Below are 23,489 nucleotides of genomic sequence, written 5' to 3' on the forward strand. Positions count from 1 at the left end.
TTGCTTGAGAAAGGAACATAAATGTCGGGAAAAATGATAGCGGCCATGAAAATGCGGGCAGCCCCCGGAGCCGAACTGGCCGAAATAGATATCCCCCGGCCCAAACCGGATGAAGTGCTGATTAAGATAAAGGCCTGTTCTATCTGCGGGACAGATAAGCATATCTATACCTGGGATCTCTGGGCGCAGGGGCGTATCAAACCGCCGATGGTGTTCGGGCATGAATGCTGCGGCGAGGTGGTCGAGGTCGGCGCGTTCGTGAAGAGTGTCAAAGTAGGGGATTTTATCTCGGCGGAAACGCATATACCGTGCCGCCATTGTTATCAATGCCGCACCGGGAGTATGCACCTCTGCCGGAATCTTTCCATACTGGGGGTCGATGTGAACGGCATTTTTGCGGAGTATGCGGTCATTCCTGAAATTTGCTGCTGGAAGAACGATCCGTCACTGCCGGCGGATATCGCCTCGGTGCAGGAGCCGTTTGGGAACGCCACCTATACCGTTATGGAGAGCCATGTGGCGGCCAAGAAGATTGCCATTATCGGCGACGGCCCGATTGCCGCTTTTGCCTGCGGAATCGCGCGGGCGGTGGGCGCGGCCAGGATTTACAATTTGGGAATGATGCCGTTCAATCTGGATATCTGCCGCAAAATGGGGGCGGATATCAGTATCAATGTCACCACCGAAAAGGATTATGTCAAGCGGGTGGTGGAAGAAACCGGCGGGGGAGTGGATGTAGTGCTCGACATGGCCGGAAACAAGAATGCCGTGCAAGACGGGTTTTCGATTCTGCGGCGGATGGGGACATTCACATCGTTCGGTATCGCCCCGGCGCCGTTTGAGTTCGATTTTGCCAACAGTATCGTTTTCAAGGGGGCGACGGTGATCGGTATCAACGGTCGAAAGATGTTCGAGACCTGGTATCAACTGCGGAACCTTCTAGACAACGGCAAGGTCGATGTCCGTCCGGTAATAAGTCATCATTTTCCGTTCAAGGACTTTATCAAGGCGATGGAAACGGCGGTATCGATGGAGATCCCGGCATCAAAAGTGGTTTTGATGATGTAGGGGAATGGAATAATCCGGCATGCCGGAGTTATGAATATTTGATTTTCGCTTATAGAGTGGATCAACCAAAGAGGTAGAAGCATCATGTATAATCTGGGTAGTTATGAGGAAAGAGTAAAGGACTTTACATGGGAGGTATCCGAGAAAGAGCTCGGGTACAAACCGGGGGATATAATCAATATCGGCGAGTATTGCACCGACCGGATCTGCCGGATGGGGAAGAAGGACAAGTTGGCTTTCATTTGGGAAGGGTATGATGGGACGGTCAAGAAGTACACTTTCGACGATTTGCGGGTTCTCACCAATACGATCGCCCATTACCTGAAAGAGCTGGACCTTCAGAGCGGAGAGCGAATCTGCCTGTTTATGGATCGGGTGCCCGAATTGTATCTGGGATTCTTAGGGATATTGAAAATGGGCGGTATCGCGCAACCACTCTATTCGGCTTTCGGTTCCGAATCACTTATCACTCGTCTGGAAGATGCTCAGACGGCGGCCATTATCACTCAGAAGAAGCATCTCGCCAAGGTGCGCAATATTGTACCGCAGATGCCATATCTGAGACATATTCTGGTTATTGATGATGACGGAAGCAAGCCGTTGCGGGAAAAGGAAATTGCGTTCTTCATGGAAAAGGAAGAGCGGATCGATAAGTTCGATATTTTTCCTTCAAAGGGTGAGACTCCTTCGGTGCTGCACTATACATCCGGCACCACCGGCAAGCCGAAAGGCGCGCAGCATGTCCATTACTCCCTTATTTCCCAGTATATCACGACCAAGTATGTACTGGATTTGAAAGATGATGACCTGTACTGGTGCACAGCGGATCCCGGCTGGGTGACCGGCACCTCCTACGGCATTATCGGCCCCTGGGTCAATGGTGTCACACAATGCGTGCTCGACAGCGGTTTCAAGGCGGAAAGCTGGTATAAGTTCATAGAAAAGTACAAAATCACGGTTTGGTATTCGGCGCCGACGGCGATACGGTCGCTGATGAAGGAAGGGGATGAACTGGTGCGGAAGCATGATCTTTCGTCACTGCGCCATCTTTGCTCGGTCGGCGAACCGCTCAACGCCGAGGCGGTGCACTGGTCGAAAAAGGTGTTCGGTATTCCTTTCTATGATACGTACTGGCAAACGGAGACGGGTTCCATAGTAATTTCCAACTATCCCGGGATGAAGGTAAAACCGGGTTCGATGGGAAAGGCATTTCCGGGTATCACCGCCACGGTGGTCGATTTGAACACTCATGAACCGATAAAGAAAGCGGGTGTGGTGGGATTGATTGCCCTCAAACCGGGCTGGCCCTCGATGCTCCGGACGTACTGGAACAATGAAGTGACCTATAAGAGCAAATTCAAAAAGGGATGGTACATTTGCGGGGACAGAGCGAGTATCGATGAGGAGGGGTATTTCTGGTTTGTGGGACGTGATGATGATGTCATAAATACGGCCGGGCACCTGGTCGGGCCGTTTGAAATAGAGTCGGCTCTTCTGGAGCATGAGGCGGTGGCGGAGTCAGCAGTGGTGGGAAAACCGGATCCGGTCAATATGGAAGTAGTCAAAGCTTTTATCGCTCTCAAGCCCGGCTTTGAGCCGTCCAAGTCGCTGGATCTGGAGATAATGAATTTTATCCGCAAGAAACTCTCGCCGCTGGCCATGCCGCAGGAAATTGAATTTGTCGCCTCGCTTCCGAAAACCAGAAGTGGGAAGATTATGCGACGGGTATTGCGGGCCCAGGAATGGGGCGAGGAAATCGGCGACATTTCGACGCTGGAGAACGATTAAAACTGTACCAAGGAGATAGATATGTCGGACGTCAAAAAAATCGTTTTAACTTATGTAAAGAACGAATATCTCGAAGAAGGAGATGACCGCGAGATAACATTCAGCACGCCGCTCATCTCGGGCGGTATCGTCGATTCCTTTTCCATGGTTTCGCTGAAGCGGTTTCTGGAGAATAATTACAACATTCAGATACCGGATGCCAAAGCGACTCCCGAGGCATTTGATACGGTGGATAATATTTATGCACTTCTAAAAGATTTCAACGTGCAGTAGGTGAAATATGGCCTTTCAAGACAGTGTCAGAGATATTTTCAGGACGGAATTGGAGAATATTCGTCAAGGGGGGATATTCAAAGAGGAAAGGATAATCTGTGCGCCGCAGAGTTCGGAGATTGAAGTGGAATTTCCGGTGGGCGCGGCCATGAAGCATGTAATCAACATGTGCGCCAACAATTATCTCGGTCTTTCATCGCATCCGGAGGTGATCGATGCGGCCCACAAGGGGCTGGACCGTCGCGGATACGGGATGTCCTCGGTGCGTTTCATCTGCGGGACGCAGGATATTCACAAGGAACTGGAAGGGAAGCTGACGAAATTCCTGGGAACGGAAGATACCATTCTCTTTCCTTCCTGCATGGATGCCAACGCGGGGGTGTTCGAAGCGGTCCTGACCGATCAGGATGTGATGATTGCCGATCGTCTCGTGCACGCCTCGATTGTGGACGGGATGAGGCTTTGCAAGGCGCAGACGGATACTTTCAAGCACTCCGATATGGCGCATCTGGAGGAGAAGCTGCAGTTGCATCAGAAGATGCGGATAAAATTGATTATCACCGACGGAGCGTTTTCGATGGACGGCGATCTGGCCAAGCTGGATCAGATTGTGGCACTGGCGGAGAAATACGGCGCCATGGTATTTGTCGATGATTCGCATGCCTCGGGTTTTATCGGAAAGACGGGAAGAGGGACTCATGAGCATTGCGGCGTGGTCGGCAAGATCGATATTATCACGACGACGCTGGGCAAGGCGCTGGGCGGGGCTTCGGGCGGCTGTGTCTCGGGGAGAAGAGAGATTGTGGAAATATGCCGGCAGAAGGCAAGGCCGTATCTATTTTCGAATACTATCCCTCCGGTGGTGGTTTCAGGCGCGAATGCCGTACTCGATATTATCAGCCGCACCACCGAGCGGCGCGACAAACTGGAGCGGAATACGATTTTCTGGCGGAAAGGGCTGACCGAGGCGGGATTGATTATAAAGGAAGGGGAGACGCCGATTGTTCCGGTGATGTTGTTCAACGCCAAGTTGTCCCAGGATGTTGCCATGGCTTTATATGATGAGGGGATTTATGCAGTGGGATTCTTCTTCCCGGTGGTACCCAAAGGGCAGGCACGAATCCGCACGCAGCTTTCGGCGGCGCACGAGATGCACCATCTGGAGAAGGCGCTGGCGGCTTTCACCAAGGTGGGAAAGAAGTTTGATATATTGCATAAGACGAAACAGGATATTATCGACCGGTTCGGGATGTAAACATCGCAACACAATCAACCAGTTACCGGCGTCGTCGTGTGACCCGCCGGTTTTTATTTGATACTATTGCGGTGAATTAATGATAGAAAGCAATTGGGGCCGGTTTATGCATTTAATTAGTTCTTTGCTACGGACGAAATGTGAATTAAATTTGAGGGAAGTTAAGGAGATGATATGTATCAAAGAGTGAAATATGATTTGAATCAGGAATTGATTAAAATACGGGATGCCGGGCTTCTGAAGGAGGAAAGGATTATTCTATCCGACCAGAAGCCGAATATCATGGTTTCGTTTCCCGCCGGCGCCGAGCCTCGGGAGGTGCTGAATTTCTGCGCCAATAACTACCTGGGGCTGGCCAATCACCCGCGCATCGTCGAAGCGGCGCATAAGGCGCTGGACAAATACGGTTACGGTCTTTCCTCGGTAAGGTTTATCTGCGGGACACAGGATTTGCATAAGGAATTGGAGCGGAAGATTGCGGAGTTTTATCGCACCGAGGAGGCCATTTTGTACTCCTCATGTTTCGACGCCAACGGCGGACTTTTCGAATCGCTTCTGGGGCCGGAGGATGCCATTATCACCGATTCGCTCAACCATGCGAGCATAATTGACGGGATCCGTCTCTGCAAGGCGAAACGGTTTATTTATGATCATGCCGATATGAATTCTCTGGAAGCGGTGCTCAAAAAAGCGCGCGAGGGGATTGATGTGTGGGAGAGTCCCGGCCTGGACAAGGAGCCGGTGCCGGTCAGGAACATCCTGATCGCCACCGATGGGGTATTTTCGATGGACGGCGACATCGCCAAACTCAAAGAGATTACCAACCTGGCGTCATATTACTGCGCTCTGGTGATGGTTGATGATTCTCATGCCACCGGTATTGTGGGCAAGACAGGAAGAGGCTCAATAGAGTATCATGATGTCTTTGGGAAAGTTGATATAATCACATCCACACTGGGCAAGGCGATGGGGGGCGCCACGGGTGGCTTTACCGCGGGGCGCCGCGAAATAATTGAAATCCTGCGTCAGAAATCACGGCCGTACATTTTCTCGAATTCCGTTCCGCCGGTGGTGGTTGCGGCCGGGATAGCAGCTTTTGAGCTGCTTGAGCGGGAGGGGGAATTAAGAGAGAAGCTGACGGAGAATACCATCTATTTCCGGGCCGAGATGAGCCGTCTCGGCTTTGATATTGTACCGGGCGAGCATCCGATCGTGCCGGTGCTTTTCCAGAAGTTCGGTAATGATATTCAACTGGCGCGCGATATTTCCAGGGATCTGTATGCCGAGGGGATTTATGTTGTCGGATTCTTCTTCCCGGTGGTGCCCAAAGGCCAATCGCGTATCAGGGTGCAGATTTCCGCCGCGCATACAAAGGAGCATCTGGACCGGGCGATCGCGGCTTTCGCCAAAGTGGGGAAGAAGTATAAGGTTATTTAGAGCGGGATATATAGGGGCTCAGGGCCTGCTTTTCAGATAGTGATCCAGATATTTGCTCCCTTTTTCGGTCAAATCATAATAGGTGTGGTTGCGGTGCTTTATCCATTTCCCTTTGACAATATTCCTGCGGTATTGCACCATTACCGCAGAAACCCGCTGTAATAGACCCATTTCCAAAAGCCGGGAATGTCTTTCAAAAACGGTTTCCCGGTGTATTTGAAGTGTCGCCGCCACCATCAGGGAATAGTCGATGCCGAGTTGCCGATGGTGATTAAGGATCCGGAAGTCGAGGTCATCCAGAAGAGCATAATCCGGACCCGGGGTGAAAGCGTCAACGGCCGTTATATCAGGCCATTCCAATTTGACCAGCCTTTCCTTTTCAGCTTTGTCCAGATTGCCGCGGCCAAATTTGTGGACTTTGATGAAATTGTCATGGCTGTAGTACCCGACGATGGCATCATCCGTCCCGGGGCGACAGCAATTGGCGAGGATGTAGCTTTCTCTAAGCTTCATTGATGTCTCATAACCGGCATAATCCTTTAAATCGCAATTTCGGCACTGATATTATCAATATAGCGTGTTGTACCAAGGATTTCAAGGCTGGAAAGAGCTGACGCGGCGGAAATAATTTTGACATTTTCGATCGATTTAAATATCTTCCATCAATTGAGATAATCATATTGCGATAAGCCAAATATGACCGACCATACCCAAGACGACATAATTCCCAGGAATGGCTATATCGCCGCCTTGCTTGTTATGGCGGCGGGGATTATCGTACGTTTCTTTCGCATTGGCATTGATCCGCCTCTTTTTTTCACCGCCACCGGGCAGGACCTTCTGACCGACCCCTACCAATACACGTTTGCCGCCCGCAATGCGATTCTTTTTGGCGATTGGAATCTGTTTGACTATCATCGGTGGGAAGTCTTTCGCAATTCGCTGGTTTCGGGATTTTCATACATAGTGTTCTTGTTTTTTGGTGTCTCCAGGGTGACAGCCAACCTTTCGGCAATATTATTGAATCTGGGGGGGCTGATGTTATTTACGGCCGGGATGTGGAAATATTCGCGTCGGGCGGCGCTGATATCCGGAACGCTGCTTTTCACCAACATGACACTGCTGGTGTACGGCCGTTATCCTTTTCTGGAGAACGGATTGATATTTATCTGCGGGCTTATGTTTTTTCTGTTTATCAGATACTATCCCCGGACCTGGGTGTTGATCGTCTCCGGCGTCCTGGTTGCACTAAGCGCCCTTTCCGGCAAGATGTTCGGTGTGGTCATGATTGCTCCTCCGGCGCTGGTAATCTGGAGCGATGATCGGCGGAGTTTTGTCCGGCGGTTCGGGATTGTCCTGGGGTCGGCGTTTCTATCGGCGCTGCTGTTTATTTTGATTTTATACGGTAAGGATTTCGGGCGGGTCTATGATTATTTGAGCGAGCAGACGGTGGGGATGTATGGAGCGCCGATTGCTTTCACCTCACCGATCAAGTTTATTGAATGGGTGATGACATTTGCAGGGCAGTCGCGCTTATTTCATTTTGCGCCGTTTCTGCTTCTGCTTTTTTTCGCGACGGCGGCAATGCTTGTCTTTAGGCCGAAGATCTCCGCCGAAATATTGAAAAACGACCGGATGCTGGCCTTCAATATCGGCTGGCTGGCCGCCGGATGCCTGCTTCTAATGTTGTTCAACTATCGTCCGTTGAGGTATCAGTTGTTTCTATTGCCGCCGCTTTCGGGGATTATTTCGGCGGTATTACTTACTCCGGGAAAGGGGGCAGAGAAGAAGAAACCGGGGCTATGGCATATTCTTATTTTCTTCCTGGTCTGCTGGTATTTTTGCACCCAGACAGTATTTGCGGCGAGTCTCAATCCAGAAGCCCCTTACAAGACTGTCTGGTATGTACTGGCTCCGGCGGCGGTTCTGACCGGTGTTCTTTATTGGTTGCGAAAGGCTTTTATGAAGGTAATGCAGCAGAAACAGATAATTTTGACGGTTCTGATCGTTCTTTATGTGTTGAGTCAATCATATTTGATTTTCAATTGGTTTGATAAAGGAACTTATGACCTGAAGAGAACCGGTGAAGACCTGGCGCAGATTGTCAATCCGGAGGCGGTCATTATAGGGCCATATGCTCAGGCGCTCACGATTGATAATAAGCTCAAGTCGTTCATTTATATGTTCGGTCTGGCCCGGAAAGAACCGGCACTCTTGCAGCAGTTCCCGATTACGCACCTGGCACTGGATGTCACCAACTGGGGCGCGGCGGTGAAGGATTATCCACAGAGCAAGAATGTTATTGAGGTGGGGCGTTACCGGGTAAGGGATATCGGAATAAGAGTGCTCAAACTGGATGATTTGATTTTGAAGAAATACGGGCGGGCGTATCGACCCTCCGATTTCGAAATTGGGGCATACTATTATGCCCGAAACCAGTTGGATAGTGTGGGAATATATTTAAACCGCTTTCTGACGGTATATCCGCACAGCAAATCGGGTCTATCGACACTGGCCGGGGCATATTTTCGGGCGGCCCGGTTCAAGGAAGGTCTGGCGATTTGCGATAGATTGCTCGAATATTACCCGGATGATTTTGCACTTTGGTTTGACAAGGCGGTGTACTGTTATAAGCTGTACCGTACAAATCATGATGCCGCCATGCTGGCGGAGTCCGAGCGGCTGTTCAACCGGGCTCTTGATTTGAATCCATACCTGGGAGAGGACATTGCTCTGGCCAGGAAGCAGGCGGATGAGGCGACCCGGTAGGCTCCAATTCAAACCCAGAGTTTAACAATCTATCGTCGAAAAACCCGATTTTACAGGCTTCGCGAGATAGAATTGTCGGACAGCATCTCTTTTTCCAAGATGATCGCCCAAAGTGATGCTGAGAGCACAGATGAGAAGCTGCGGTTCAGGGAAGCAGTTTCAGGAAATCCTCATATGAAATGACCGGCCAGGTTTCGGTTTCAAGGATACCCTTACTGTTGATTGCCGAGGCAACCCGGAAAGCCAAAGTCTGATCGACAGCATCAAAAATGGCCAGATAATCATATCTTCCCAGAGTCGCATAAAGGTGGGTGACTTTGACATTATTCAGAGTGAAGATTTCCAGCGAGTCATTGACCTGATTTGACAAATCGGCATGAAGCTTCTTTGCGCTGGGATTGATTGTCATAGCCATGATGAAGGTAGCCATAATCATTCCTCCTTCTTAGAGATCATAGCAAGAAAATAGTTGTTTTGCGGCGAACAATCAAATAAAATCAGAAAGCCGGAAGAACCCCTTATCCTCATCAGGGGAGAAAATCGGCGAATGCTTTCCTTATGCTTTCATAAGTGCTTCTATAAACCACAAGGGTGTCTTCCCGGCCGGGGACGCGGCAATAGAAGCGACTGGCATCTGGAATGGTATCGGCGAAATCGACGACATGAGGGATGGTCTCACCCTCCGGGGTAATTTTCAACGAAAGAGAAATCCGGTCAAAATTGACCTTGCCGGTGTCGGTAATATCGGCAAAATCGCTGCCATTAATATTACTGATGCGAGCGAGGTAAGAAGCCACTTTAAGGCTATCGGCCTGAACACTGTCGCGGTAAGGTTGCTTGGCGATATACCATTTTGACCCGGAGAAATTGAGCCGGTAGGCTTTATCCGGATATTCCAGTTCGATCTGCCTGATACTTCCGGGATTGAAGGCAAATATGGAACGATCAAGCCATTGATTGCGGGCGCGGCTGAAAACGTAAGTCAGCATTCCCTCGCCCTCAAAAACCTCGTTTGAGCCCGGTTTTCGCAGATAGGTATGGGTATAATCGGGAGTCATTTTCCCGACAAAAATGGAGTTGAGGAGGCGGTCACCGCTATAAAACTGGATCAGATTGCCGGAGACGGTGTCAACCATGAAATCCTTTTGGCGATCAGGGTTTTCGGAGATGACGCTGCCAACTTTGATACCAACGGCGGTTGAGATCGTGTTTTCGACCGCCATACTGTCGGTAAGACGGGGCACTCGTCCCTGCAGCATCCATCGGCCATTCTCCAGAGTAAAAGTCAGGGTGTCGCGTGCGGTTCTGACAAGAACCTTATTTATCTCGGCCGGATTGAGGGCAAGGAAATTATCGATGGTTTTGGCCGACATCTGCCGTGACTCCATCTTGTTCTGCACGTACCAAAGGGCCAGAATGATTATCAAAATAATGGCCGGAATGAGCACTCGTTTCATGATGCCATCCTCCGTCTGACAGATCTCTTGAGTTGCCAGCGAATCAAACCAAAGACAATGACGATAAGGGGCATGACAAACATATTGACATATTTGACCATTTTCTTGGCAGCATCAGAGGTCTCTTTCAGGACCGGCGCTCCCACCTGTTTGGAGCGAATGGAGATCAGGCCTCTGTCCTGTGTCAGCCAATCGGCGATATTTAGAAGAAGGGCGAATGCGGCCTCATTTCTTTTGTTGTCATCCTGGGCAAAAAGACCATTGCCGATGACGATTACGCGGGCATCGCCGGTGGAATCGATTCCGGCCGGGGTGGGAGTGGCGGCGACGGTGTCGGTGCCGAAATAGGCCGGTACACTGCGGTCCTTGTAATAACTGACAAAGCTCCCGCTTAAAAAGGCGGCCAGAGGTTGCTGCGGAATCAAAAAGTCGGTTTGCTGATACTGCCGTTCCGGCGATATGTCAATGGGGGCGCCGAGGGCTCCCGATTGCTCGGAAGTAGTAAAAAGGGGGGCGCGATTCCTCCCGGAAACGATGGGAAATGATAGATCAACAGGACTGGCAAAAATCATATTCAGCGATTTGAATTCCTTGACGGCCGGATTTTCCTGATTGAAGTTGGAGATGGCGATATAGAAGGGGTATTTGACGACGCTCTGCATCTGGTACTGGCCCATGCTGCGCATCACCGGGACCATATTGCACTGGACATCGATAACCAATTTATCTCTGAGGCCGACGCCGTAGAAATTGAGAAGGCTGTCCAAACCGTTATCGATGGGAGTGACCTGAGCCTTGGCGATATCGATATTAAATTTGTCGAGCAGAAAAGCGGCCCGGCCACCGCGCATGAGGAACTGGTCGATGAGATATTTCTCCCACTCACTGAAAGGTGATCTGGGGGAGACAACAAAGAGGACATCAATCTGAGGAGGGATTGTGTGCAGGTTGTTTAAGTCAAGGAACTGCACGCCATATTCTCTTTGAAGAAGCTGGGAAGCCCACTGCAGCCCTCTAGACATCTCCGGCTCGCCGTGACCGGTCGTAAAAGCAACAGTCGAGGTTTTCGTCGATGTGAGTTTCTTTATGGCCTGCGAGAGGTCATACTCAAGGTTATCAGTATTTTCTATGAAAGGGATGATTTCCTGCTTGTCGCCATATAGTATGGCGACCCCTTTGTAGCCTTTTATGAATTCGGTCTTATCATTCCGAAAGACATTGAACTGAAGGGGAGGGATGCGGTAACCCTCGGCCTCTTGTTCCTTATCGGTTTTGAGCGGATCGATAAATTCGTAATGCAGGTAGCCGTGAGAATAGGCCCGATAATCATCAAGAATATCTTTCAGGTATCGGGCATGATTATTATGAGGAGCGGGAAGGTCATCGGTTATGAAGGCTTTGACATTGAGGCGGTCATTAAGGCTGCCCGCCAGTTCTTTTGAAACCGGGGAAAGGGAATAAATATTGTTGTCGGTCAGGTCGGCCCGGCTGAAAATATTCAGAGAAATCAGATTTATTATCAGCAGTATGGCGGCCACGATGGCGATCAGAACGGTGGCGCTGGACTTGGTCTTTATTATTTTCGCTTTCATTTCCACTTCCTGCTTTCAAGAGTTTGCACGGTTAAGAAGAGGAATAAAAACATCATTGACAGATAGTATATGACATCCCGACTGTCGAGAACACCACGGGCGATGTTGTTGAAATGGTAATCGGTGGAGAGGTATTCAAGGACTGTGGCCAGGAAACCGGGAAAGAAGAAGACGATTTTGTCGAGGATATAAAAGGCGAAGATTATGACAAAAGACAAAATGAAAGAGATGATCTGGTTCTGACTCAGGCTGGAAGTGAAAATTCCAATGGAAAGGTAGAAACCGACGATGAGGACAAGACCGATATAGCCGCCGACGGTGGCGCCCAGGTCGGGGCGCCCGAGCAACGCTATGGTCATATAATGAATAATGGTCAGAAAGAGGGTGACTATTATCAATAGATAGGCGGAAAGGAATTTCCCCATCACCAGCTGCCATTCCTTGACCGGCAGAGTCATCAGCAATTCGATTGTCCCCAGCCTGCGTTCTTCGGATATGAGGCGCATCGATACCGCCGGGATGAAGAAAAGGAGGATGAATCTGATAATGCTGAACAGGGTGCGCAAGTCGGGGGAATTGCTCAGGAACAGGGATGTGGAGAATTGCCAGCCGGCGATCAGCAGGAACAGGGTAATAACGACATAGGCCACCGGGGAATCGAAATATGAGCGAAATTCTTTTTTGGCCAAGACGAGTACCTGATGCATTTCAATCCTCCTTCCCGGTCAGTTTACGGAAGACATCCTCAAGCGAGGTCTCCTCACGTTTCAATTCAAGCAGAACCGAGCCGCTGTCTTTGCAGAGGTTGAAAATATCCTCGCGGGGGTCGGCTCCTTTTACCGTTTCGATCTCGATTTGCAGGAGGTTATCATTGAGGCGGCTGCCCGAAACCATTCTTTCCACACCGGAGATCTGCACGACTCTTTCGGTGAAAGTCTGCAGATTATTCTTGATCTGAAGGAAGATCTTTCCTTTGCCTTCAAAAGAGGCCTGGAGTTCCGAGGGGGTACCATCGGCCACAATCTGACCTTCATTTATGATCAGGACCCGGTTACAGGTGGCCTCAACCTCGGGAAGGATATGCGAGCAGAGGATGATAGTTTTCTCTTTTCCCAGCTCTCTGATCAGATTTCTGATTTCGATAATCTGATTGGGGTCGAGGCCAACGGTCGGTTCATCCAGAACCAGAATTTCCGGATTGTGAACCAGCGCCTGCGCCAGGCCGACCCGCTGGCGATACCCTTTCGAGAGTTCACCGATATTTTTGTGGGCAACTTCCTCGAGTCCGCATTTTTCCATGACTGACTTGATGCCTTCGCCATTGGCCGCTGCTGACCCGGCTCGCATCCCCTGCATGAACTTGAGGAAGTCGACCACGTTCATGTCGAAATAAAGGGGGGCGTTTTCGGGAAGATACCCGATTTTCTTGCGGACCTCCAGCGAGTCGGTAAGGATATCATGGTTATCCACCAGCACGGTCCCGGAGGTAGGGGAGAGATAGCAGGTGATGATCCTGACGGTCGTGGTCTTGCCGGCGCCATTGGGGCCGAGAAAACCGACGACAGTTCCTTTCTCGACTTCAAAGGAGACGTTATTGACCGCCAGAGTCGGTCCATAATACTTGGTAAGATTTCGGACTGAAATCATATTCTCTATCTATTATCAGGTTTATTTATCAGCCGCTAAAAAAGCGGATTTCCTCGTAATTGTCAATATCCTTTAAAACTCATTTTACCAGAGAGTTGCGGGCAGGTTCCAAAAATTTTTGGCCCTTTTTCCCGGCTCTGAAGTCCGGGCATATTATCGCCTGCGTTTTCGGCCACTGCGCCGCATGGCAGTCCTGATCTTCAGACCCAAAAGGAATTACTCTGCGATCTGCAAATTCTCTTTTGGCACCCAGCCGAGCTTGCCGGTCTGCCGGCGACACCATAACCAGCCGGATTCTTCTTTGAGAATGGTCAATTCCTCGCCGATCTGCACCGATAATTCGGTAGCATCGTAGTCGAACAGGGCAATGCCGTAATCGCCATATTGTTTGACATAGCTTGCGGGCACCCAGCCATCTTTCCCATCGCGGTCGACACACCAGATCCATCCGGGGTATTCGCTCTCTTTTGGAATAATAGTGAGTGACTGGCCGATCTTGATTTTAAGAGGATCGGGGAAGGTGTTGATGTGAGCTTTAATGACTTTACAGGTTTTTTGTTCCATAATTGTGTATCCTTTTTGGCAGGAGCACTGTTGGCCGCCTGGCGGCGTGCCTCCGGCTCCTGTCCTACCAAAAATCTACATATATATTCCGGCGGGTTACCACCCGCGTCAACTTAATAAAGCGCCAATTCCTTTGCAACTTTAACAACATTTTCGGTCTGCGGCAAGCAGATGGAATCGCCATCAAGGCCGTATGCCACGCGGCAATCCTGAGCGGTCAGAAGCCGCACGGGAGCATCAAGATAATCAAACAGATGGTCGGCGATATAGGCGGATATGGTCGGCCCCACGCCGCCATGAAAGCGGTCTTCAGAGACAATCAGAACGCGGGCGCATTCTTTTACCGCCTCGCCGATTGTCTCCCAGTCGATCGGCTTGACCGTGCACAAGTCGATTACCCGGCAATTAAGGCCATTTTGAGATAATATTTCCGCCGCGCGAAGAGACATCGGAAGGGTGATGCCATAGCTGATGATCGCCAGGTCTTTTGCCTCGGGATTATAGATTCGTGCCTGACCGAAGGGGAGAAATTTTTCGAGTGGCGGGTATTTGGCGAGAATATTATATCCCTCCCAATCGCGGCGGTTGTAGAGCGCGACCGCCTCACAGAAAAGCACCGGATCGCCGCAAACGAAGGCGGTGCGGAGCAGAGCGGCGGCATCGGCGGCATTGGAGGGGATGGCCACATGCAGGCCGGGGATATTAATAAAAGCGCCGAGGTTGGCCTCGGAATGCCACATCGCGCCGGCTCCCTGTTTATAGCCGCCGTAAGAAGTGCGGATAATCATAGGAACCCGCACCCGGGCGTTGGAACGCTGATAGGCGGTGGCAATGCGATCTTTCAGTTGCTGGTAGCCGGGGCTCATGTAATCGATAAACTGGATTTCCGGAAACGGAATGCGCCCCTGAAAGGCATGTCCGACGGCGCGTCCGAGGATGCCGGCCTCATCAAGGGGAGTGTTGAAAACCCGTTTAGGGCCAAAAGCTCGCTGAAGGTCCTGGGTGACGAGGAAGACACCACCTTTCCCTTTAAGCTTATCGGTGACCTCGGGCCCTTTGTCGAAAGTCTCAATGGGGAAATCGGCGACATCCTCGCCAAAGAGCAGGGTATCATCAGACAAGAGAAAGAGATCAAAGAGAGAATAATTGATCGCCTTGCGCATGGTCATCGGCGGCTGGTTTTCGGGGAGAGTGTCGGTATCAAAAAAGCCTTTCCGGTGGAATTCTATATATTTATCGCGGCGAATCGATCCTTTATCGGAAATCAATTTATTCCATTTTTCCTGTGCCGTTTCTTTTTGGTAGCTATAGACTTTGGTCAGGACATCAGCGGCGGTTTTGGGGCGCAGATCGGCCACGGTCTCGGTCGAGACTTTGCGGACCTCGTTATCAATATCATCAAAAATGGCGAGCAGTTCCTCAGGGGTGAATAAGCCGTCTTCTATAAAAGTCCGCGCGACTTTTCTCAGAGGGTCGTTTTCGATATGATATTCGCGCTCCGACGGCTCCATGTAATGGGCCTGGTCATCCGAGCCGGAATGGGACTCCATACGTACAACTCTGATATTGGCAATAGCCGGTCCTTTACCGGAACGGACATATTCGGTCATCGCGCGGAATTTGAGAATCGACTCTTTAATATCGGTGCCATCGAAATCCTCAATTTTGAGTCCATATTTTTGCATTCCTATATAACAGGAAGTAGGGTTGCCATCGGGGAACTGTTCATGGACGCTGGTGGCGATGGCCCAGCCGCAGTTGTAAATGCCGAAAATATTGGGGGTGCCGGCGAATGTGGAGTAGAAAACAGCCCGGCCGAATTCGGGAGAGGAAGTGGCGCCCTCACCGATAGCACAGAAAACGACAGAATCTTTCTTGAATCGTCCGCCGGGAAGGCCGCTGATATCGCCTCTTATCGGAAGAGGATTCTTAATGGCATCACCCAGTCCGGCCGCTTCCATGGCGTGCGAGCCGGTGGGAGAGGCCTGAGGCATGATGCCGAGTTCAGGATAGGAAGAGTGGGCCGGCTGCAGCATCCCTCCGGTCGATTCCGAGCGGGGATCGCCGATTGCCTCGAGGATTTTCTGTCTGATGCTGACGCCGCGATAGAGGTCGAAGGCCTTGTTGCGGTAGTAGCCGATAAAGGGATCATCGGGCTTAAGCGCCTGTGCTGCAATGACATCGACCAATTCCTTGCCGCCGCAGCCGATGAAGAATTTGCAGACCCCTTTGCGCAGGAGGATTTTTTCTTCCTGTTCAATGCGTCTCGCCAGCACCATTGTATAATACATCTTGCGCAGGGTATCGCGGTCGAGTCCGCCATATTCTTCAAGAGAGGAAATCTCTTTCGCGGAAAATTTCAGGTCTTTGATCCACTCTTTTATTTCATAAAAGGCCAAAACAAACCTCCAATTGCCTTAAATTAAGAAGATGTGTCAATTTACCATACGATTATGAAGAAGTCTATATTGGGCGGACAGAAAAATTCTTATTGACACAAGATATTGATAGTCATTTCTTTAGTATAATCAATGGTTATTTTGTGCTAAACCGTTTCGGAGGTGCTTTATGGGACAACCGGCGGCCAGACAGGGTGACAGCACGGCTCATGGCGGCGTGATTATGGCCGGGGCGCCTATGGTTCTTATCGGCGGGATGCCGGCGGCGCGCCTGGGTGATATGCATGTCTGCCCGATGGTCAACCCCGGGACGCCTCCGCCGCCGCATGTTGGGATGGCGATAGTGAAAGGAAGCCCGATGGTTCTTATCGGCGGGCAACCAGCGGCGAGGGTGGGTGATATGTGCACCTGCTCCGGCCCACCGGACAGCATTATTGTCGGCTGTTTCACCGTTCTCATAGGTGAAGGCGGCGGTGGGGGCGGCGGCGCGGCTGGTGGCGGCGGCAAAGCGGCCGCGGGTCAGGCGGCGGCGACGAAGCCGAAAGAAAAGCATTTTCTTGATGTCAAGTTTGTCGACAAAGGGGGAAAGCCTATTTATGGAGTCGAATATTCGATTAAGGGGCCGAATGGCAGGGTGGAAAAAGGGACGCTGACGGGGCAGATATATCAGGATGGGGTTGAGCAGGGCAGCTACGAAATCACCCTTAAAGCGATTACCAATGCCAAGTGGTCAACGACCAGCGCGGAAGTGGGCGATAAGATAAAATTAACCGCTGATACCTCAAATATCGACAATGGCGAAAAGGGGACGTTTGAGATTTTTATCAAAGATACGAATTTTGCCGATCGTTCTTTAGCCACGCTGGAATCGAAGGTTGATAATGATAAGATCGAAGCGACGTGGGTTTTTGAGGTTGACAAGAGTTATCTGGAAGTCTGTGATGACAAAAGCAAACAGAAGAAATATTCATCGCCGTCATTTTATTTTATGGTCAAGGCCGGGAATCTGTTGGCTCGCTCGAATCTTCTCAAGCTCAAGGATTTCCTTGAAATAAAACTTCAAGATAAGGATGGAAAGCCAATAGGGAATGTAGGTTATCGGGTCCACCTGCCAAACGGTGAGATTCGCAAAGGGAAACTGGACGCCAACGGATATGCCAAGGAAAAGAATATTCCGCCGGGGCGTCCCAAGGTTGCCTTTGATATAAAGTAATTGGATATTGAGGAATATGCCGCCACCTGATAATATCACAGAATCATTTAATAGGCTGATTAACGGCGCGGGCCTTCTGAGCGGCCAAGAGACCATTTTCAACCTTGTTCCGATAAAGATTGAGATACTGGAGATGGAGGATGTGTTGTTTCATCACAACAGCGCGGTGATGATGCCGGATCGTCCACAGGGGCAGAGCTCGACGCAGGGCGGGGGCGCCCAGGCCAATCAGGAGAGAATCAATGGTCTTCAAGTGATCGCCGTGGTTTTCAGGGAATTTGAGATAGATTCGCGCAAGAGGCTATTGATAGCGGCTCATACCGATACCAGCGGCGATCCGCTGTATAATTTTACGCTGTCGGATCTTCGGGCGCAGGGTGTGCTTTATCTATTGATCGGCGAGCCGGAGCTGTGGGCCGACATATCTTTTGAGAAACAGAAGATTGAAGACTATCAGCAAATCATGCAATATTTCGCGGTCAGCAAGTCTTGGGATTGCGATCCCGGCAAGCTGGATAATACCTGGGGACCCAAGACCAAGAGGGCGGTGGAAAATTTCTTTTCTCTTTACAACACCAAGTATGCGCCGGCCAACAAACGGCCGCTGCTGCCGCCCGATCTGGCGGGGCGTGTAGTTAAGGATTCCAAGAAGCGGTGGCCGGTAGAGGCTTGGCAGGCGGTATTCTATTTATATAACGATGTCATCTGTAGTACTCTTAAACTGACTCCGGCGGAACTGGAGGGGAAACGGACCTCGCTTCTGCAGTTTGCCGATCCGATTTCGCTTTATGTCGCCTGCGGCGAATCGTTCCCGATTGACCAAGCCGATAAATCAAACTATAAATCACAGTCGAACCGGCGCGTGGAGTTTCTTTTCTTCGACCAGGACGAGGTTCCGATAATCCTCTGCCCGTCGCCCCGAAGCACGGTACATAAGCCGGAGGAATGCCCTATATGGAACCGCCGCAGTTATTTCCCGGTTTATATCGATCCGAAGGATCTGACTATAGTACCGTATCATCTCAAGTTCGCTTATTTCAACCGTATCCGTAATGAGTGGCGGGATGTTCCCGACGGCGTCACGATAAGGGCTTTCGAGGACGGCAATCAGGAGGTGCAGCTGCAGAAATCTTTCAGCGGCGGTATCTATACGCTGAAAATACAGGATAATCCGGCGCGCAAAGAATTGAATTTTACGTTCGAGACGGTCAATCAGTATATTTACACGGCGGATGCAAGCACCGATCCGGTCTTGATCACGATGACCCCGGATCAGATTGACGCTCTTACACCGGTTGAGCGGATGAAGTATTACGATCTTCCGACTCAATGGTCCTCAAAGAACTATTGGACGCGCCACAGCGGATCGATGGATAAAGGGGATCGGTTCGAAGTGGTCATGAAATCGGTTAAGGGGATCAAGCCTTACGGCGGTAATCTGACGACGGCCAACGAGCCGCTCGTGTTCTCGCTTGATGATATTGTTCTGGTCGATCAGGCGCGTAATCAGACGCTCGGTGACAAGGATCAGAATGACGCCGCGAAGCCTCTCAGCGCCGACTCGCGCCACACGCTGTTTCATATCGATCATGACACCATGGAGAATATTGACGGGGTGCAGAAGAATATGCGCCGGCTGAAGATATATAAACAGGATGCCAATGAATGCAGTTTCACAACGGGAGCTCTTCCGCAGAATCTGATAACCGATGTTCCCGGTCATACCCGGATTGTCTATTTCTGCAACGGTTTTTATGATGTCTATACCAAGCGTTCCGGTTTCACCGACATGGGTTTTGATTTTGCCAAGGGACATGTGCTGGGAGCGCGGCTCGCGGTATTGGAGGATCCGCTGCTTCAGGCCAAGCAGTCGGTCAATGAGGGAACCGCCTCCGATCTCACAAACACCTATGTTCTCGATAATTGCGGCAATTATGACATGCACTATTTCGACCGCTGTGATGAATTGGACGGCAAAATGCTGGGATATCTTTTTATCCACTGGTCCTGTCGTTTTTCCCTTAACAATGTGACCGAGATCGATCCGAATACCGGCAATCCGGTCGTGACTATAAATCCCGGGACGGCCAATGATGTTATCAATCATCGCAAAGAGGGGATGAAGAATGCGATGGAACGTCTGAATAAGAACTATCTGGTCGAGAAAAGCAGCGGCGATTGCGATATTGTCATACGCATCATTTTTTTCACTGAAGCCAAGAATGATACCAGAGGCGGTCAGCACAAAGCAATGGTGAATATCGTGCAGGATTTCGCGATAAGCGGCGCCGACTCGGGCGCCTGGATGAGGCCCAACGAATCACAGCTGCGGTGTCGCGACTATGAGGATGATCCACAGTATTTCGATAATAACGATCCGATGAATAGTTTCAAGGATACCGATGGCAATACTTACTGCGTGCTGACCAATCACCATGAATTTGGACACGCCACCGGCAATTGGGATGACTACTTGTATGATTTCGAGGATGGCACTAATACCTGGGGCGGTTTGCCTCGGTATGATCAACCTTTCACCGCCGAGGGCGGACCTTATACGTGCGATAAGATATCCCGCATGAACAGCAACCGTACTCCGCGGCTCCGCAATTACTGGAAATATGTCTGTTGGCTGCACGATGCGGCGAAAGCCGGGGGAATACTGAACCCCTTCTTCCGCAACACGAAGTTTAAATTGACCTTTCGGGCGACGGGATTTGTCCATAATTTCGAATTGGCGGACAGCTATAAAAAAGTTTCTTTTCCCGGCAAGAAGGAGTCGAATTATGAGATGTATCCCGATATCCGGGCGGATATGCTGCTGTACAAGCTGGGAGACGATGAATTAGCGCATCTACTAAAGGCAGGGACGGTTTTCAACGGAATTCTGGCGGTAAAGACAAGATTCGCTTTGAAGTTTATCGATGCCGCGGCACCTGATGTCTGGGATTTCAATCGCTCGTTAGCCTGGGCAGGGAAGTTGAACAACCAGATGAAAGCAATGCTGCAGGATAAGTTCAAAATATGCTGCACCAATAATAATGATTTCAAGAACATCTATGTACATTTTGTGCCGCACTTTTCAGTATATACGGGCGGAGCTCCGGGAGATTCCCATTTCAATATTGAGGTGACTTATCGAATTGGCAGCACGGTTACTGTTTCGGGGAAAGATATTGAGTGTGACTGGGGAGCCGGCGCCGACAAGGGCCAACAGCTGATGCAACGTATTATTCGATACTGCTTTGGCAAAGTTTCGGGGACCAATGATCTGACCAAGACCGATTTCGGGCCGATCGTTGAGTGGGTCAAGACACAGTGCGGGGATAATGGCTTTGTCATGAGTGATTTATAAGAGAAGATTATCAATGGCTGGTTTATATACGAAATATTTCGGTGATTCGCGACATAGCGGTTATATCAGCGGGTCCACGGCCGCGGCGGGTGAGTTGGCCTGGATAAGGCCGATCGATGAGGTCGGCGGGCAGGCCGAGGCGCGTCTGGTACTGAGTTCGGGCGAGATTGTTATCATCGACGGCATGAATGAGATATTTGCATTCAGCCCGGATGGGCGGCGACTGTGGCGAAGGCGTAAATACTATGGTACACAGGTGGCCCTTCAGGACGGCATGCTTTATTATACTACGGCCGGCAAGAAAGACCGAATGGAGGCGGTCGATTTGAATAATAGCGTTCGGCTGGAAAATTTCTTGATTCCTGATGTGGGGAACCGCTCATATATTGTACTTTTCGAACCGACTGAGAAAGGCTTGATCGCGCAGGTGCAATACGCCAGCCAGCCCGATATGGGAACCGCCTCCTTTGTCGTGTTTCATTCGCCTAGAAAAGGTTTTGATTATGATTGGTGCCGCGGGTTTCAGCGAAGCCAGAGCCCGCTGGTGCCGCTGGTTTCGTTCGAACATCGCCGCCTCGTGACAACGATTCCGTGGGAGGCAATCGTGTTGGATATCGATGCAGCGGTACCTATGCCGGAGCCGGCGGCGCGGTTTCCTTTGCCTTTCAAGAAGGGAACCGCCTGGGTCAGCTGCGGTGCAGAGGGAAGTCTCTACTGGGTGGGCCATGATGAACAGGGTCTGCATTTGATGGTCACCGATTTCGGCGGCAACCAAATCTGGAGTTGGAGCTCGGCTGATAATCCGGCGGTGCCGCCGCTCTGGCCGATTGCGCCGCCGATACTTTCCGCGAAGTGCGCGCATATCCTGACCCGGGAATATCTTCTCGCTCTGAGTCAGGGTAAGGTTCTCTGGCGTTTTGCCTTGGCTCAAAGCGCGCTGCGAGCCTGCACGGCACTGGCCGATGGGACGCTTCTTCTGACGAGCGGCGGCACGCTGTACCATCTCAATGAAGCGGGAGAAATATTATTCGACATAAAGCTCGATGAACCGCCGGTTTCGGCTCCCGTGATTGATAAAAACGGGAGAATTTATCTGGCCGGCCCGGAGACACTTTATGCTATCGATTAAACGGGGTATGACCGTAATCGTGGCGATTATTTTGTTATCTTTTTTTGCGGGAGCGAAAATGTCATGTTCACAGGCGGATAAAGTGCCGGAGAATCTAATATATGAATTCACCGGAAGCGCATCGCTTTATAAAGAGCACAATTATATAGCTCTGAAGATTACCCCGCGCTGGGCAAATGCACAGCGCCGCGCGGGCGCGGACTTTGACCGAACCCCGAGTTCGGTTTTCATAGGTCTGAAAGATTTTGAAGAGCTGTGGAGTTACATAAAGGGAATTGACTTTGAGTCCCTCATTGAACCTAAGGATGAGCAATTGGAGGCGACGGCCGCCGATGTAAACTATACCGAGCACTTAAAATTGGTTATTGACAGCCAGAGTGTAACGGAATGGTCGTATCCCTCAAAACGGCTGATTAAATCTGTGCGCGCAGCACTGGACAGCCTGTTGGTACTGCTCGGCAAGAAGTTCGACCAGCGGAGCCGGGAGCCGTATGTGCCGAATGAATTCCTACTGGCTCTTTCGCGAAAGGGGCCAGGGGTGGATGCGGGAGTACAATTAATAGTAAAGAGCGATACGATTCTCTTTATGCGATCCGGCGGGAAGGGAAGAGTAACGATTAGTCCTGAACAATTTAGGGTCTTTATGCAGAGAGTGCAGGAATCGAAAGTATTTAATCGCTCGTATGGGTCGCTGGAGCCGGGAATACCGGCGGCCTTGCCGAGTGATACGATATGCGGTTTGAGAGCGGCGATAGAGGGGAAGGTTGTACTTCAGTTCTCTTACCCGGGCGATTTTGAGGGAAAGAAGTATTTCGAGGAACTCTGGGGTGAAATGGATGGTCTGGGGCACAAATAGACGGATGAAAATATTTCCAAGGGAAAGTGATAATATATGGCAGAGATGAATAATCAATTTACGATGGAGCTCCCCGACGGCTGGGATGACCGCACGGCGTATACTTTCATGGGGCCGGAAGAGAACGGCGTCCAGCATTTGGTGACGCTGACGATCGACCGCAAGATTCAGGACGACAATCTTAAGTTTTATGCCCGCGACCGGATAGATGTCATGGCGAATACGCTTCAAGGGATGGAGATACTGAAAGAAGAAGAGCGGACGCTGGATAACGGGATGCGGGTGTTTGAAATGGCCTGCAAGTGGGTTCCACTGGATGGGAAAGTACTATTTCAGCGGCATTATTATATGATAATTGATCGGGTGGGGTATATATTTTCGGGGACGTTCAGCAAGCAATCGATGAAGACGATTGGGGTCGATGTCGAGCGGATGATAAGCAGTTTCAAGCCGACGATTCCGGCAACATTGGGCTAGTCGGCGGCGGCGTCTGTGCGCCGGTCGTCAATTTCATTGCCTTCGTATACATATCTTTGGCGGCAATTTCCATGGCTTTTGGGGGATTCAATCGACATTGATGATGTCAGGTGGTCGGCAATATTGGACAAAAATGTCCTTGACAAAATGTTGAAAAATGGTATATTTATTCTGTTCCACAGATAAAGGCAACTCGGGTTGTGGGTTGCC

18 protein-coding genes and 1 pseudogene are annotated in these 23,489 nt (G+C 50.5%); 11 read left to right on the forward strand and 8 right to left on the reverse strand.

Features of this window, described 5'->3' with window-relative positions; all coding sequences use genetic code 11:
- Positions 1-21: 21 nt before the first annotated feature.
- The 5 genes from tdh (at position 22) to kbl (NT002_04125) (ending at position 5,821) form a co-directional block, all read left to right on the forward strand.
- Entirely contained in the window at positions 22-1,068 is a 1,047-nt protein-coding gene (gene tdh / locus NT002_04105) for an L-threonine 3-dehydrogenase (GenBank protein MCX6828447.1), read from the forward strand.
- A gap of 84 nt (positions 1,069-1,152) precedes the next feature.
- Positions 1,153-2,856, forward strand: a complete 1,704-nt coding sequence (gene acsA / locus NT002_04110; GenBank protein MCX6828448.1) for an acetate--CoA ligase — start codon at positions 1,153-1,155, stop codon at positions 2,854-2,856.
- Between the two features lie 21 nt (positions 2,857-2,877).
- A complete protein-coding gene (locus NT002_04115; GenBank protein ID MCX6828449.1) occupies positions 2,878-3,129 on the forward strand; it encodes an acyl carrier protein in 252 nt (83 codons plus the stop codon).
- Between the two features lie 7 nt (positions 3,130-3,136).
- Complete coding sequence (gene kbl, locus NT002_04120; protein ID MCX6828450.1) at positions 3,137-4,384, forward strand: glycine C-acetyltransferase; 1,248 nt, start codon at positions 3,137-3,139, stop codon at positions 4,382-4,384.
- A 174-nt stretch (positions 4,385-4,558) separates the two neighbouring features.
- Positions 4,559-5,821: a glycine C-acetyltransferase gene (kbl, locus tag NT002_04125; GenBank protein ID MCX6828451.1), complete on the forward strand. Its 1,263-nt coding sequence runs from the start codon at positions 4,559-4,561 to the stop codon at positions 5,819-5,821.
- An 18-nt stretch (positions 5,822-5,839) separates the two neighbouring features.
- On the opposite strand, the gene NT002_04130 is transcribed toward kbl (NT002_04125), so the two are convergent.
- The gene (locus NT002_04130; protein MCX6828452.1) at positions 5,840-6,334 is read right to left on the reverse strand and encodes a DUF2250 domain-containing protein; all 495 of its coding nucleotides are present in this window, start codon (positions 6,332-6,334) and stop codon (positions 5,840-5,842) included.
- A 183-nt stretch (positions 6,335-6,517) separates the two neighbouring features.
- On the opposite strand from NT002_04130, the gene NT002_04135 reads away from it, so the two are divergent.
- A complete protein-coding gene (locus NT002_04135; GenBank protein MCX6828453.1) occupies positions 6,518-8,590 on the forward strand; it encodes a hypothetical protein in 2,073 nt (690 codons plus the stop codon).
- A 145-nt stretch (positions 8,591-8,735) separates the two neighbouring features.
- On the opposite strand, the gene NT002_04140 is transcribed toward NT002_04135, so the two are convergent.
- From NT002_04140 to NT002_04170, 7 genes are all read right to left on the reverse strand, one after another.
- Positions 8,736-9,020: a GYD domain-containing protein gene (locus NT002_04140; GenBank protein MCX6828454.1), complete on the reverse strand. Its 285-nt coding sequence runs from the start codon at positions 9,018-9,020 to the stop codon at positions 8,736-8,738.
- A 97-nt stretch (positions 9,021-9,117) separates the two neighbouring features.
- Positions 9,118-10,047: a DUF4340 domain-containing protein gene (locus NT002_04145; GenBank protein MCX6828455.1), complete on the reverse strand. Its 930-nt coding sequence runs from the start codon at positions 10,045-10,047 to the stop codon at positions 9,118-9,120.
- Positions 10,044-11,639 (reverse strand): Gldg family protein, encoded by a 1,596-nt coding sequence (locus NT002_04150; GenBank protein MCX6828456.1) that lies wholly within the window; start codon positions 11,637-11,639, stop codon positions 10,044-10,046. Before NT002_04150 ends, NT002_04145 begins: the two co-directional genes overlap by 4 nt.
- Positions 11,636-12,346, reverse strand: coding sequence for an ABC transporter permease (locus tag NT002_04155; protein ID MCX6828457.1), 711 nt, complete (start codon positions 12,344-12,346; stop codon positions 11,636-11,638). The genes NT002_04150 and NT002_04155 overlap by 4 nt, the downstream gene beginning before the upstream one ends.
- A gap of 1 nt (position 12,347) precedes the next feature.
- Positions 12,348-13,286, reverse strand: coding sequence for an ATP-binding cassette domain-containing protein (locus NT002_04160; GenBank protein ID MCX6828458.1), 939 nt, complete (start codon positions 13,284-13,286; stop codon positions 12,348-12,350).
- 216 nt (positions 13,287-13,502) lie between these two features.
- A complete protein-coding gene (locus NT002_04165; GenBank protein MCX6828459.1) occupies positions 13,503-13,850 on the reverse strand; it encodes an SH3 domain-containing protein in 348 nt (115 codons plus the stop codon).
- A 113-nt stretch (positions 13,851-13,963) separates the two neighbouring features.
- Complete coding sequence (locus tag NT002_04170; GenBank protein ID MCX6828460.1) at positions 13,964-16,249, reverse strand: thiamine pyrophosphate-dependent enzyme; 2,286 nt, start codon at positions 16,247-16,249, stop codon at positions 13,964-13,966.
- A gap of 169 nt (positions 16,250-16,418) precedes the next feature.
- Here NT002_04170 and NT002_04175 point away from each other — a divergent pair.
- The 5 genes and pseudogenes from NT002_04175 (at position 16,419) to NT002_04195 (ending at position 23,279) form a co-directional block, all read left to right on the forward strand.
- Positions 16,419-16,712: pseudogene (locus NT002_04175) on the forward strand (PAAR domain-containing protein).
- A gap of 766 nt (positions 16,713-17,478) precedes the next feature.
- On the forward strand, positions 17,479-20,817 hold the full coding sequence (locus tag NT002_04180) for a hypothetical protein (GenBank protein ID MCX6828461.1): 3,339 nt from the start codon (positions 17,479-17,481) through the stop codon (positions 20,815-20,817).
- A gap of 13 nt (positions 20,818-20,830) precedes the next feature.
- The gene (locus NT002_04185) at positions 20,831-21,946 is read left to right on the forward strand and encodes a PQQ-binding-like beta-propeller repeat protein (GenBank protein ID MCX6828462.1); all 1,116 of its coding nucleotides are present in this window, start codon (positions 20,831-20,833) and stop codon (positions 21,944-21,946) included.
- A gap of 58 nt (positions 21,947-22,004) precedes the next feature.
- Positions 22,005-22,802: a hypothetical protein gene (locus tag NT002_04190; GenBank protein ID MCX6828463.1), complete on the forward strand. Its 798-nt coding sequence runs from the start codon at positions 22,005-22,007 to the stop codon at positions 22,800-22,802.
- A 36-nt stretch (positions 22,803-22,838) separates the two neighbouring features.
- The gene (locus NT002_04195; GenBank protein MCX6828464.1) at positions 22,839-23,279 is read left to right on the forward strand and encodes a DcrB-related protein; all 441 of its coding nucleotides are present in this window, start codon (positions 22,839-22,841) and stop codon (positions 23,277-23,279) included.
- The last annotated feature ends 210 nt before the right edge of the window (positions 23,280-23,489 follow it).

The sequence above is a fragment of the Candidatus Zixiibacteriota bacterium genome (assembly GCA_026397505.1).
Classification (GTDB): Bacteria; Zixibacteria; MSB-5A5; order GN15; family PGXB01; genus JAPLUR01.